This window comes from Fictibacillus sp. 23RED33 (assembly GCF_015903925.1).
GTDB classification, from domain to species: domain Bacteria; phylum Bacillota; class Bacilli; order Bacillales; family Fictibacillaceae; genus Fictibacillus; species Fictibacillus phosphorivorans.
The window spans coordinates 24,606-38,978 of sequence record NZ_JACZDX010000014.1; the positions used below are offsets into that span (position 1 = coordinate 24,606).

A 14,373-nucleotide genomic window follows, 5' to 3' on the forward strand; every position below is an offset into this window, starting at 1 on the left:
CACTTCTCCCTTAATCTTCTTTCTGCACACTATTATAATGAAGAAACTTATTTTTTGCATCTCTCTTCCTTAAAGTTATCGGCTATCTTTTTATTTGTTTTCCTACACATGCAAAAAAGGAATGCCCGAAAACGGACATTCCCAACGAATGTTTTTCACTATTCGACTAAGAATACGAAATAGCTGATGAAGACGATGAAGAGAACCCACATGATCGGGTGAACTTCTTTGAAACGTCCTTTTACTGTCATTGTTAGTGGGTACATAACGAATCCTAGTGCGATCCCTGTTGCGATGCTGTATGTGAGCGGCATTGCGATTAGGGTTAAAAATGCTGGTACTGCGATTTCTAAACGGTCCCACTTGATTTTACTTAATACAGATACCATTAGCACACCGACGATGATAAGTGCTGGTGCTGTTACAGATGGTGTTACGACAACTAATAATGGTGAGAAGAAAAGAGCTAATAAGAATAATCCACCCGTTACAACAGATGTGAATCCTGTACGTCCACCTGCAGCTACACCTGAAGCTGATTCGATGTAAGCTGTTGTTGAAGATGTTCCAAGAATCGCACCAACTGCGATCGCGGATGAATCGGCAAGCAACGCTTTACCTGCACGAGGCAGCTTGTTGTCTTTCATGATTCCGGCTTGTGAAGCAACTGCCATCAATGTTCCTGCTGTATCAAAGAAATCAACGATAAAGAACGTTAGAACAACGATCATCATGTCTATTGTAAAAATTTGATCAAAGTGAGAGAACGCTTGTCCGAATGTTGGCGCAAGGCTCGGAATCGCTCCTACGATTTGATCAGGCTTATTGATCAAGCCAGCAAAGATACCAACTACAGCTGTGATCACCATTCCGTAGAAGATTCCTCCACGAACGTTTCGGATCATCATTAAAATCGTAATGATAAAACCAAAGATTGCAAGAAGTGTTGGACCTTGTGTTAAGTCACCAAGAGATACAAGTGTAGCTTCGCTTGGAGCGACGATTCCTGCGTTCTTCAGTCCGATGAATGCGATGAACAGTCCGATACCTGACGCTGCAGCGAACTTCAAATCTTCTGGGATCGCGTTTATGATGGTTTCACGAATTTTAAATAATGTAATAAAGATAAAGATAATACCAGACATCAATACGCCAGCAAGAGCTGTTTGCCACGGGATATCCATGACTAAGACTACTGAATAGGCGAAGAATGCGTTAAGTCCCATACCTGGAGCAAGTGCGATCGGATACTTCGCTACGATCCCCATGAAAAGTGTTCCAAGGGCCGCTGCAAGTGCAGTTGCCGTGAACACGGCACCTTTATCCATTCCAGCATCGCCTAATACGGATGGGTTAACGAATAAAATGTAAGCCATCGCAAGGAACGTTGTTAATCCCGCTGTTGCTTCTTTTTTGTAAGAAGTGTTGAACTCCTTGAAACCAAAATACTTTTCCATCTATATATCCCCCTATACCCTGTCTACGTATAAAATCGAAAAAGCTTATTTTACTGACTTATGGGGTTTGAACTTTGCATCATTGAAAAGTTGATTGGAGCGTAAGGTGCGAGACTCCTGTGGGACAAGCGGTCAGGTGAGACACTTAATGGCGCAAAGCGGCAAGTGGCTCACCGCCTGCCCCACGGAAAGCGAAGCACCTGGAGCGGAAATCAACTACTTTCAAAAGCATCTTTGTTCAAACAAAAAGACCCAAGGGACAAGCCCTTGGGTCTGAATACGTAAGAGTTAATGAAACGTGGCCTATGCAAAGAGAGCATGTGCGCCATGTTTCAAAAATCCTTCGTAGTCAGACCATTTACGGCAGTCTGGTAGAAACTTTCGGGCCATATCCCCGAATTTATACGTAGGAAATACATTTAATTTTTAATTACTATTTGAGTATAGGTCGAACTTTGTCGTACGTCAAGCGTTTTTACGAATGATTTTATGTTATTTTACGATAATCGTTCGTGTTTTCGCTTACATACCTATTCCCACTCGATAGTTGCTGGTGGCTTAGACGTAATATCATACACCACGCGGTTGATGTGATCGACTTCGTTTACGATACGAGTAGAGATCTTTTCAAGAACGTCCCAAGGGATACGTGCCCAGTCAGAAGTCATTCCGTCGATTGATGTTACCGCACGGATACCGATCGTATAATCGTACGTACGAGCGTCACCCATAACACCAACACTTCGGATGTCAGGTAGGACTGTGAAATATTGCCACACTTCACGCTCTAAGCCTGCTTTTGCGATTTCTTCACGAAGAATGAAATCAGACTCACGAACGATTTCTAATTTTTCTTCTGTAATCGCACCAAGTACACGGATTCCTAGACCAGGGCCTGGGAACGGCTGACGCCATACGATGTGCTCAGGAATTCCAAGCTCTGTACCTACTTTACGAACTTCGTCTTTAAAGAGTGTGTTAAGAGGCTCGATCAATTTGAACTGCATGTCTTCAGGAAGTCCTCCAACATTATGGTGAGACTTGATCGTTTGTGCAGTTGCTGTACCGCTCTCTACGATATCTGTGTAAAGCGTACCTTGTGCAAGGAATTCGATGCCTTGAAGGTTTGACGCTTCTTCATCAAATACGTAGATAAATTCGTTACCGATGATCTTACGTTTCTTCTCAGGATCAGAAACACCTTCAAGCTTGCTTAAGAAACGCTCTTTTGCATCGACTTTGATGATGTTGATGTTGAACCCTTCGCTGAACGTTTTCATTACTTGATCTGCTTCATCTTTACGAAGAAGACCGTGATCAACGAAGATACATGTTAATTGGTCACCGATCGCTTTATGAACAAGAACAGCAACAACAGATGAGTCAACGCCACCTGACATTGCGCAGATCACTTTTTTGTCGCCAACAACGTCACGGATCTTTTGAATTTCGTCTTCGATCCAGTTTTCCATCGTCCAGTTGCCTTCACATTCACAAACAGATTTTACGAAGTTATCAAGAAACTCGATACCGTACTCTGAATGACGAACTTCTGGGTGGAATTGTACGCCGTAAAGTTTACGAGATACATCACTCATCGCAGCTACAGGACAAGAAAGACTCGTAGCGTCTGTTACGAAACCTTCTGGTGGCGCAACAACTAAGTCGCTATGGCTCATCCATACCACTTGTTGTTCTGGAAGTTTTTCATAGAGCTTGTTCGTGTTTGTTACAGTGATTTCTGCTTTACCGTATTCACGGTGGCTCGCGCGCTCTACTTTACCGCCGAAGTGATAGCTCATCAACTGCATACCATAACAGATACCAAGCACTGGGATATCCAGATCAAAAATAGCTGGATCACAAGCTGGTGCCCCTTCTGCATAAACAGAGTTAGGTCCACCAGAGAAGATGATTCCTTTTGGGTTCATTTTCTTTATATCTTCCGCCGTTGTCGTGTGCGGATGTAATTCACTGTATACTCCTAAATCACGGATACGACGTGCAATCAACTGATTATATTGTCCACCGAAATCTAACACAACGATCATTTCACTCATTACGTGCAAATCATTCGTTACGCTCATGTACTCACCCCATCTATTATTATCAGCTATAGTATCCGTCAGCTTGTCTATCTTTACACTTTCTTTATAAAACAAAAAAGAATTCTACCCTTGTTTTCCACATACAAAAACAAAGGCAGAATTCCTTAAAATGTAGCTATAAAGAATCCTGCCTTCATAGTCAGGTCATTTTCGGCAACCCGGTAGAGACTCTCGAACCTTATTATCGAGGATATACGAAGGAGAATATTATCTGACACTATAATCTTAAAGACATTCTAACAATGCCTGTTATAGCGGTCAAGGGTGGATTCTTTTAATTAAATTTTCCCACAATTCTTTATGGAAATCATTCCACAGATCCGACTGCTTTTTAGGACTGAATTGAACGCCTTCATAAGCTTTCGCGAGGATTCTCATATCCTTTGTATCAAGCTCTCTGTCAACATATAGAGCATACTCTCTCAACGTAAAAGCAGGTCTTCTTTTTATGCCATATACCTTTAATAGCCACATCAAGCGTTCAAAGGCTTGTTCAAAGCTATCAGCGCCTTTTTTGTGTTTGTAGCGCCAAATCGTGTACTGACGAAGCCATTTTCTGCGGAACAGATAAGCCAGCCCAGCGATCACAACAAGGCCGATTAACAGAACTACAGCTAGCGTTCCAACAGATTTCAGGATTGAACTTGAACCCGTTTTCTCTCCAGAAGCAGAGCTATCGTCCTTCGTTACGTCTTTTTCAGGCTTGTCCGGCTGAGTCGGAACTGGTGCAGCTGGTGTTGAATCCGTTTCTTCACTCTCCGGCTCGAACGGATTATCAAATCCGCGCGTCGGCTCGAAAGGAACCCATCCGATTCCTGAAAAATACACTTCTACCCACGAGTGGGCGTTTGCGTTTGTAACGGTATATTCACGAAGACCATCATCACCAAGCGCCTCAAAGGTTCCAGGAGTGAAGCCTTTCACCCAGCGAGCAGGTATGCCAACAGAACGCAGCATCACGACCATCGACGTTGAGAAGTTATCGCAATACCCTATTTTCGTTTCAAACAAAAATTGATCAACGTAATCTTCATCGCCCTTTGGAACCGCAACTTCGATCGTATTATAGCCATAAGCGTTTTTAGCAAAATAGCCTTCGACCGTTTTGACTTTATCGTAGAGCGTTGGTTGGTCGGCAGTAACGTCTTGCGCAAGATCTTTAACCCGCTGCGGCAACGTTTCAGGCAGCTGCAGGTAATTTTCTGTTATATAAACGGGGTATTGATTGTTGGAAGCTTTTAATTGTTCTTCTTTTATTACAGGTAACTGGTAGTCCATCTCGTATTCAGAAAGTTTCTCTTCTCTCCCACCTTGAAAGGTAGAAATTTTTCCGTTTACACCATCTAACTGATAGTTGATATCCGATTCTGCTTTAATGTTGGTTAACTTTCCTGGAATCATTAAAAATGAATATTCTTTTCGTTTTTCCGCTTCAATACGTGCTTTATGGTCTTTCATTTCTAATCCATCTTCCCAGACTCTCGTGTAATTCGTATCGGCTGAAGGATTATCTGCTTCTAAAGAGATCGCTTGAGTCGGAATCTTATTTTCCCACCCTTTACCGGTGTAGAATTCTTTCGTTTCTATCCGCCAATAATGCCTGCCGTTATCATAAGCGGTGAAGATCGGCGTATAGTCGAACTCAAACGGCCCACCAAGCTGGCTGTCGTTTTCACCATAACCAATCTTTGCGATCCCAGCGCCTTTTCCTAGTCCTTCTTCTCCATCTTTTCCTGACATGTTCTGAAGAAACGGAACAGGATCTGGCCAGATTGGAGATGCTTTTGGTGCCACATACCCTAGAGCTGACGACAATGCAATGACTCCAGAAAGTGGTGCCACCCAAAGAACAGGAAACTTTCCTTTTAAAAGAGAAAACCCTTGCGTTTCAATAATCTTCATCATTCGTAAGATACCGACCAAGATCAGTCCGATGAAAACGGTACGGATGATCGCAAACTTCCCATCATACACCGTAAATGTATCGAGTATCGAAATATAGATAACCGTGATCAAGAAGAACAGGAAGATTCTGCGTGTCTGGACGAGCCAATAATGCATCAAATAACTGACGAGCCAGAGTAAAATAAAGAACAGAAGACTCCTGGAAAGAGACGTCATCTCGTTCCAGTTCTGGTCTGAAAAAAGCCCTAGATTATATTTGATATCTTCAATCAGAAACGGAACCCACTTAAACGATAAGAAAACATCAAAAAAGTAAAGCGAATGAAGCGCATATAACATCGCTCCCAATTTCACCGGAAATGAGATCCAGAACGGAAGCTGAAAATACGTTACGATAAACAAAAACAACGTGTACATCACGAAAATCTGGATATCGTTCGTCGTCGTAAGCTCTTTAAGCGGTCTTAACCACTCCCATAAAAGAAGGAAGCCTAAGCCGTACAGAACTAAAACGTGTAGTGTTGACGCTTGTTGCTGATTAGATTGAGGCATACGTGCCACCTGCCTTCAGCGCTTCGTTAAAGTCAGAACCAATAATCGGTGTTACAGGCACACCGAACTGTCTGATTCGAGAGATATACGTGAGTTCTTGACTCTTAAGTTTAGAATCAAGCGCTAAGTAAAAGAAAATCACGTTCGTTTGCTGTCTGGATGCGATAAGCTCGAGCGTTTTCATCGTGTATTCAGAAAGGTTCGGCGATATGATAAGTGCCGTCTTTCCTTCCATATAACCAGCCATGTATTCCTGCTTCAACCGTTCTTCAAATGGCAGCTTCACGTCTGACTTCACTTTTGCCAGTTCGTGAAGAATCCGCCACTCTTGTTCAACCCCAATATTCATCGGGATTTCTTTTCCAGATAGCGGATGATAACCGATCGAACCACCCTTTGAGATCGCATAGTGAACGATGGATGCCGCAAGCGATACGCCGCGTTCAAACAGCCAATCATGCGTGCCGTAGCTCTTTTCACAATGATCGAGCACAATTACAAAATCATCGTTCCGTTGCTGTTCGAACACTTTCGTCAGCAGCTTGTTCGACCTCGCACTCGCTTTCCAGTGCAGCCAGTTCATTCGGTCGCCAGCGACATAATCACGAACACTGACTGTCGATGTATAGTCAGTAAACGAACGCTTTCCGACCTTTTTCATACCAGATTGCAGCATCTTCCCTGCTTCCCACCGCTCAATATCCTGGTACTGCGGGTACACAAAGATCTGGTCTTGAACGGATACACTCGTGCTTTTCAAAACAAAGCCAAAGATGTCGCCTGTACTGATTTGTATCTGATCGAATTTAAACAATCCGCGCGGTGCGGGATTTATGGTATACGAGTATTCCAGATGCTTTCTGAACAACGGAAACAACAGGATGCGAGACTGGATCTGATGCGTATTGCCCTCGTATCGCGTTTCACGAAGCAGCACCTCTGGCAGCACGTCCTCTAACACTACGTAAAAGAGCGGAAAGTTGCTGCGTCGTTTGATGACAATTGTCACTTCTATTTCTTCGCCTGCCATCAATTTGTTTTTAGAGATATATCGCTCGACTTTCAATCTCTGTATCGGATAGAAAGCCATCGTTATAGAATAAAGAACAAGCGGAAGTACACTGTAAAATAGAAACCAGCTTACGAATCCACCTTGAAACATGGAAAAAGAGAACGTAACAAGTAGTAAAAAGATGATCCCTGAAAACCCGATCGGTGTTTTATACCGCTCCCGAAATTTATGAAGAAACGCCTTCATTATGCATGCTGTTCCTTATGAATAGGTGCAGGCACACGTGCCAAAAGCTCATTGATTACTTCTTCTGCTGAGACCCCTTCAAAGCGGGCTTCAGGTTTTAATAGTACACGATGAACAAGAACATACGGTGCTAAGTATTTCACATCATCAGGGATAACAAAATCACGGTTCATAAGAAGGGCAAAAGCCTGTGCTGCTTTTAATAACGCGAGTGATCCACGCGGACTGACACCGAGCGCAATGGATTTATGGTTACGTGTACGATTGATCAGATCAACGATATATCGCTTGATCGAATCTGATACATAGATGTTCTTCACAGCTGTTTTCAATTCTGAGATCTCTTCAGGCGAGATGGCTGGTTTAAGGAGATGGATCGGGTGTTCGTTTCCAATCACGTTCAGTACATTAAACTCTTCCTCAGGAGTTGGATACCCCATCGTAAGCTTCATTAAGAAACGGTCAAGCTGTGCTTCTGGAAGCGGATAAGTTCCTTCGTATTCGATCGGATTTTGTGTAGCCATAACTAAGAAAGGATCGGGCAGTATGTGCGTCTGTCCATCAACCGTCATGCTCATTTCTTCCATCGATTCAAGAAGTGCCGATTGCGTCTTCGGTGACGTACGGTTGATCTCATCGGCGAGAATGATGTTTCCAACGAGAGGACCCGGTCTAAATTCAAAACTCATATCTTTTTGGTTATATATCGATACCCCCGTCATATCAGAAGGCAATAAATCAGGTGTGAACTGGATGCGGTTAAAAGTTAGGCCCAGAGATTTAGCGATGGAACGCACCATCATCGTCTTCCCTACTCCTGGTACGTCTTCAAGTAAAACATGTCCCCCTGCTAATAACGAAACAAGCGTTAACTCTGTAACCTTCTTCTTACCTACCATAACTTTTTCTACGTTTGCGATGACCTCTCTAAGATGAGGATGATATTCAAATGTCTTTTCATTTCTAGCGCTCATGATAGACTCCCCTCTAACATTTCTGTCTCTACATTATTTAATTTTTTCTTTCCTTTAAATATTCTCATCAGACAGACGATATTCCTTGTTTTTTTACAAAAAAAGAGCAGATTCGATATTAGTGAACAAATAAAAAAGATGCACCCTAAACAGTGCACCGTAATCGCTCTTTCTAAATATTGTTTTGAGTTATTAAACTCTAATTTCCCAAGCTTAATAAGTATGCTGTTTTTGTAGATATTTCTCGGGAAATTGTAGAAATATGACGATTGAATGTTGAAGATTTATTCTTGTATCGTTATAAAGTCCATATCACGTCACGATATACCTCTGTAAAAAGAGCTTCATAACGCATGACCGTATCGCCCCCCGATACACAAAACTTACTTTCTAAATAGAGATAGAATCGCTTCCCATTTGCTTTTCGGTCGGCTTTGAACCACGATTTCTAGTCGTCTATTAAAATCGTTCTGTAGGCGCCATTCTTTAACATTTTCTTCTCTTAACTTTTGAATTTCTTGTTGCAGAAGTTCACTTTTCTCTTTTTCCTGTTCTAGCAATGCTTCGTATTGTTCTTTCTGTTGATTGGTCAGCTTCTCAATCTTAGCGTTCGTTTTCTGAGCTGCATTTCCAACATTTGCACTGATCGCATGATGATCTTGCTGAAGTCTTGATACGGTTACTTTAAGCTCTGACATATCGTTTGTCAGCTGCGCATTCATCTCGCGTGTCGCTGCTAATTCATTCGCTAGCATCATCAAGACTTCTCGTAATTGATTAGGGTCTTGTGGAAGGTTCTCATATGTATCGGGTAACGCTACGTCCGTTTGAATCGTTTCTTTCAATCTTTCTTTTTGTTGAAGCACGAGATCTTTAGCTGTATCGTCTAATGGCTTATCTGTATCGCGTAGCGCTATGAGCGATTCGATGTCAGATTGAACGAAGATACGTCGATCTCCATCCTTTAAAAACTCGTATCCGTTTCGTTCTAAAATTTGTCCATACTTTCGAACAGTAGGTGTTGCAATCCCTACTTCTTCTGCAACTTCCTTGGAGGAGAAAGCTCGTTCATTCGGTTGTATATCACGTCGCATATCGGGCCTCCTTCATTTCTCTTCATCTATTCCTTATATCGCCATGTGATACATATCGTTTAATTCCTCTACTATAGGCATTCGCAATGAACTGTATCGATACGTCTATGCTCTACAAAATAGATTTCGGCAAATGTGTCGTTCTCCCCTTCTTTCCTTTTGAGAAACTCGCTCATTCCACTAGTTTATTTTTCTATTTCTTCACCCTACCCATAAAATAGCTGTTTTCTAAAAGAATAAGGACATATATAATGAATAAGTGCAATCATTTTTTTACATTCATTTTTTATGAAAGAGGTTATGGTATGAATACTACTTATTCATCAATACAATCGACGAAAACAAGAATGTTAGTCATCAGCGCACTATTCGTGGCACTAACGCTTGTTGCAACGATGTTCATCAATATTAAGCTTCCGATCGCAGGAAACGGTGGTCTTATCCACTTAGGTAACATTCCTCTATTCGTAGCAGCTTTTGTTTTTGGCAGAAGAACAGGTGCTATTGCAGGTGCTTTCGGAATGGGCTTATTTGATCTTCTATCCGGTTACACCATTTGGGCTCCGTTCACGTTTATTATCGTTGGTGCAATGGGCTATGTAGCGGGCGTTATCGCAGAAAAAGTACCAGGTAAACGAGTACTCGTCTACTCAATGGCAGTTGTGGTAGCTATGCTGATTAAAGTGGTAGGCTATTATTTTGCAGAAGTTGTGCTTTACAGCAACTGGATCGTACCATTCGGATCCATTCCAGGAAACGTTCTGCAAGTTGGATTTGCTGGACTTGTTGTGGTTCCACTCGTAGCACGTATTAAGAAAAGAATTCTTTAGTAACAGAGACCCTGTATCGTATCGGCTTAACCGCTATGCGATATGGGGTTTTTTATATTTAAGAAGTTCACTGAAACCTTTTAAGAATATGATGCGACTTACCATAAAACGGATATTTTAAGGGGTGTAAAATGAAGAAGTCATTACTTAAACTAATTCTTATTACGTTAAGTATCTTGTTTGCTGGGTGCAGCGTTTATTCTGAAAGTAAAGAGACCGCTCCAAATCTCATTATACAGGATAAAAAAGAAGCGCTTATCGTTACAGGTGAAGTGAATAAGACTTTTAAAAATAACAAGGCCGTTAGAATTGCTAGAGATGCGATACAATCTGCTGAAAGAATAACTGGAATTTTAGATGTGTCAAAAAATAATTTAGAAATGACTCTTGTTGATTTAAACGGTAATAAGGAAAGCTTTTTACTTTGGTTACAAAAAGAAAATGATAATGGCTTGATTATGTATGCCGACGATACGAGTACGGGTTATACCCTGCAACGAGTTGATGTTGTTAAATTAAAAAAGATATTAAACTACTAATGCAACCAATCTATGAACCAACAAAACTTCACCTTCACACTTCACTCCTTCTGAATGTTAAAATAAAGAATACTTCCCTGTTAGACATATAGAGAGTGTCGAATTAAATCGCAACAACTTAGGAGTGTATACAAGCATGAACAAAAAAGATATCGCTCAAATACGAAAACAGTTCAAAAAAGAGAATGATCTACTGAAGATCTCCAGCATTTTTAATGTGTATATTACGAAAGAATCCAGCGAAATCTATCATCACGTGAGTCAGCCTTTTGAGATGCTAGATCCTGAACAACAAGAGCTCTTCTATAATAACTTTAAAAAATTGCTTGGTGGAAATCTCGATGAAAAGTTATTTGAATTAAAGTTTAATAGAAATGCTGAAAACAATAGCCAGCTTATTCTGCATCAGGGATTACTTGCTAGCGATACAGAAGACTGGAAAGAACGTATGCTTCAAATGGTAGGAAAAATGCTACTAAACCGTCAGTACGAAAAGGATATCGTGATCACCTTTATTAAGGGAGAATACTATAAGCCGACAAAGCGCAAAAATGATGAGGCTGAGATTAGTGAACGTGATGCTGTCTATTCTTTCCCCTTTATTTTGTGCAGCATAAATAATACACAAGAACCGAAGAAAGAACTGCTCTTTGATTATGTGGAAAAAGAGTTCAAGTACAATTTCGTGGTCGATCCTGTTATTAACCTGAACGCGCCGATCGGAGGATTCCTCTTCCCTTGTTTCAGCGATAATGCAGCAGACGTGAACCACATCCTGTATTCAGCAGGTAAAGTTCATGAGCCTGATTATGAATTCATCGTGGACGTTTTAAATGGCGAAGAAATCATGACAGCAAAAGACGATAAGATCGTGTTTGAAGAAATCATTAAAGACGTAACGCAAGATCAATTAAACACCTCTACTCTCTCCAATGTATATGAAGAGATCAACCGAATGATTGAAGAGAACGAAGAGGAAGAACACCCACGCTTGGATTCTAAAGACGTTGAACGCGTTTTGAAAGCGAGCGGTGTTGAAGATATCAGTGTGGAAAAGGTAGAATCCGCTTTTCAAAAAGTGATTGATGATGATAAGTATGAAATAAAAGCAAGCAATGTTGTTCCGAAATACAACTCGAAGTCAATTAAGATCGACACGAAGGTAGCTAAAATTTCAATTAGTCCACAAGATCTAAGGTACGTGAAGCAAGTGCAGCTTAGTGGTAAACGGTATCTCATGATCGAAGTGGAAGAAGATACAGTTATTGAAGGGTTTACGATGATTCCTGAGGCTTTTGGGGAGAAGGTTGAGAAATAGTTAACTACAGATTACATAATGGAAGCCTTTCTCTTAGAGGATGACTTCCATTGTGTAAATTTTATTAAATATAATTATAAGTACTTATCTAACCACTTCAGAACGCGCTCATAATAATCCTCAAGGTTTTCTCGCCGCCACGTTCCTTGGTAATGTTCTTCATCATCATATAATACCAACTGAGCCGTTTTATTTAATCGATTTAATGAAGAAAATATAGGTCCAGCTTCTGCATAGCATAAATGGTCTCTTGTTCCTTGCGTGATTAGTACAGGCGTCTGTATCTTGTGAAACTCAAACAATGGAGAATTTCTTATATATCGTTCTCGCTCTTCCCATAATGTAGCACCTATGTTAAATTGTCCGTCTTCAATACTTCCATAGTTCAAGTTCGAGTTAATATCAAACTGTGTGTAATAGCTGATTAGATTTCCTATTCCTGACGATACAATAGCTGCTTTAAAATGTGGCAATTTTGTTATAGCTACTAATGTTGAATAACCACCAAAGGAATGTCCTATAATTCCAATTCTCTCTGAATCAATGTTTGTATGTTTAATTAAAGCCTCATAAGCATCAGCGATCATTTTCGTAATTTCTTCTGCTGGTTCATGTGTTCTTTTCATAGGTAAGTCAGGGGAAAATACAGCATACCCGTGTGAAGCAAATATTTGGTGATTATCACACATGGATGGACTCATGCCAAATAATCGAACATTATTGGATTGCATAGAGCCAGGGTAAACTCTAATGATTGCAGGAACTAGCCCCTTACTATCTTTAGGTAGTAGTAGAGCTCCCCTCAACTCTTGATGCTCACCCTTCCATCGAATGATTTCCGAAGAACCAAACGTATCTGTCTCTAATTTTGATAACGTTACATCAGTACTACTTTTAGATGCAGCATCAAATACCCTTATTGTTGGTGGAAGATCAGCATCCTGAAATAGATAAGCTATTGTTTCTGTCATGTGGTCACAATAAGCAGCTCCACCTTCAAACCATGGAAGGTGCCCTTTTGGTTCTTCAAGTATTTGATTGGCTACTCCTGTAACACAATCAATGTTCCAAAATCCATCCCTTACTTCTAAAGGTTCATGAGTCTGAACCACAATTTGGTTATCCTTAGTGATCGGAAACCCTGCAACAATAATGCGTCCTTCCGACAAAGAAAAGTGATTTAGCGAACCAGAAGTTGAACGATAATACCATAGCTTTCCTCCTGCAATCATGACTACATCATCATTACTTGTTACTTTTGGTGATTCAAAATCATGCCCTAAATGATTTGTTTTATCTTGGAATAATAGCTCATTTGTATTGGTAATTGTGTTTGCAACCCATAAGCCTCCATCTGACAATGGCCCGCTTGTAGTGTAGTAGATAGATGTATTGTCGTTTCCCCAACTAAAACTTACACCATACATCATATGTATTTTTGAAGAGACACATTTTACCTCAGTTGTATCGCTAGGATTGAGTGGGCATATCCATAATTCAAAAATATTTTGTTGGGTATTCCTATTTTCTTCACCCAAACAATGCGTGAAAGCAAGGTAGTTACCATCTGTTGAAAGTTTCATCCCTACTGGTCGCAACCCTTTACAAAGAGTTGTAACACGTTGACTCTCAACAGAAATCATACGAATGTCTGCCCGATAACGATCAGCCCAGTTATTTAGATCTTCAATCACTTCTCGATCAGAAATGTCACCTGTATCAAATACCTTTACCTGTTGTGGTAGTTTAGTATGTGATTCAGACTTTTCCCAATTCGAGTAAAAATCATTTTCATTTATTGGTGTGTCAGGCATAGTTTTTATAATGATTTGTTTGCCGTCTTTTGTCCAAATTGGTTTTTCAAAGCCAAAGAATGGTCGGACGATTAAATCTGCAGCTAAATGAAGACTATGGTTTGTAGAATCCCATAACCATAAACGGGCCGTTCCTCCAATATCCGCAAAAAAGGCAAGTGTCTTACCTTCAGGAGACCATACTCCCGCCCAGCTACTCTTTGCAGCTGGAGCAATCGGAAATGCTTCACCTGTATACAAATTACAAACCCATTGTGTTGTTCCCGCAACAGCCATCGAAACACCATTCGACTTCTTATCTACTAACTCTCCATTTACACAAAGTGCTAACCATTTTTTATCACTGGACATAGACATATGTACTAAGTCAGCGGGTTCAATGACATTCATTAAGTCTGATATTTTCATTTACTTTGTAATGTTCCTCCATTGCTGTATCATAGATAGCTTTATTATTTTGACAAACTGCTGTTGTATCCTTTTGAGTTAAAAAGGTAGCTGAGCTTTAATTGGTGTCTAGATGA

Annotated in this window: 10 protein-coding genes and 2 riboswitches; of the genes, 3 read left to right on the forward strand and 7 right to left on the reverse strand. The window is 40.7% G+C overall.

What is annotated here, in order from left to right; genetic code table 11:
* Positions 1 to 158: 158 nt before the first annotated feature.
* The 6 genes from IHV09_RS21645 to IHV09_RS21670 all read right to left on the reverse strand — a co-directional run bounded on the left by IHV09_RS21645 (position 159) and on the right by IHV09_RS21670 (position 9,348).
* Positions 159 to 1,457: an NCS2 family permease gene (locus tag IHV09_RS21645; protein ID WP_144705005.1), complete on the reverse strand. Its 1,299-nt coding sequence runs from the start codon at positions 1,455 to 1,457 to the stop codon at positions 159 to 161.
* A 326-nt stretch (positions 1,458 to 1,783) separates the two neighbouring features.
* Positions 1,784 to 1,885: riboswitch (purine riboswitch) on the reverse strand.
* A gap of 102 nt (positions 1,886 to 1,987) precedes the next feature.
* On the reverse strand, positions 1,988 to 3,544 hold the full coding sequence (guaA, locus tag IHV09_RS21650) for a glutamine-hydrolyzing GMP synthase (protein WP_305069396.1): 1,557 nt from the start codon (positions 3,542 to 3,544) through the stop codon (positions 1,988 to 1,990).
* Positions 3,545 to 3,681: 137 nt separating this feature from the next.
* Positions 3,682 to 3,783: riboswitch (purine riboswitch) on the reverse strand.
* Positions 3,784 to 3,823: 40 nt separating this feature from the next.
* Positions 3,824 to 6,022 carry a transglutaminase domain-containing protein gene (locus IHV09_RS21655; RefSeq protein ID WP_197265438.1) on the reverse strand — a complete coding sequence of 733 codons (2,199 nt, stop codon included), beginning with the start codon at positions 6,020 to 6,022 and terminating at the stop codon, positions 3,824 to 3,826.
* Entirely contained in the window at positions 6,009 to 7,280 is a 1,272-nt protein-coding gene (locus tag IHV09_RS21660) for a DUF58 domain-containing protein (protein WP_197265439.1), read from the reverse strand. The genes IHV09_RS21655 and IHV09_RS21660 overlap by 14 nt, the downstream gene beginning before the upstream one ends.
* Positions 7,280 to 8,254, reverse strand: a complete 975-nt coding sequence (locus IHV09_RS21665) for an AAA family ATPase (RefSeq protein WP_197134580.1) — start codon at positions 8,252 to 8,254, stop codon at positions 7,280 to 7,282. Before IHV09_RS21665 ends, IHV09_RS21660 begins: the two co-directional genes overlap by 1 nt.
* 383 nt (positions 8,255 to 8,637) lie before the next feature.
* Positions 8,638 to 9,348, reverse strand: a complete 711-nt coding sequence (locus IHV09_RS21670; RefSeq protein WP_197265440.1) for a hypothetical protein — start codon at positions 9,346 to 9,348, stop codon at positions 8,638 to 8,640.
* Positions 9,349 to 9,653: 305 nt separating this feature from the next.
* Between IHV09_RS21670 and IHV09_RS21675 the strand changes: the two genes are divergently transcribed.
* From IHV09_RS21675 to IHV09_RS21685, 3 genes are all read left to right on the forward strand, one after another.
* Positions 9,654 to 10,178 carry an ECF transporter S component gene (locus IHV09_RS21675; RefSeq protein ID WP_197265441.1) on the forward strand — a complete coding sequence of 175 codons (525 nt, stop codon included), beginning with the start codon at positions 9,654 to 9,656 and terminating at the stop codon, positions 10,176 to 10,178.
* Between the two features lie 131 nt (positions 10,179 to 10,309).
* Positions 10,310 to 10,717 (forward strand): hypothetical protein, encoded by a 408-nt coding sequence (locus IHV09_RS21680; protein WP_197265442.1) that lies wholly within the window; start codon positions 10,310 to 10,312, stop codon positions 10,715 to 10,717.
* 136 nt (positions 10,718 to 10,853) lie between these two features.
* Positions 10,854 to 12,035 (forward strand): DUF4317 domain-containing protein, encoded by a 1,182-nt coding sequence (locus IHV09_RS21685; protein WP_197265443.1) that lies wholly within the window; start codon positions 10,854 to 10,856, stop codon positions 12,033 to 12,035.
* Positions 12,036 to 12,109: 74 nt separating this feature from the next.
* Here the strand turns inward: IHV09_RS21685 and IHV09_RS21690 are convergent, their stop codons facing one another.
* Positions 12,110 to 14,257 (reverse strand): S9 family peptidase, encoded by a 2,148-nt coding sequence (locus IHV09_RS21690; RefSeq protein WP_197265444.1) that lies wholly within the window; start codon positions 14,255 to 14,257, stop codon positions 12,110 to 12,112.
* Between the last annotated feature and the right edge of the window lie 116 nt (positions 14,258 to 14,373).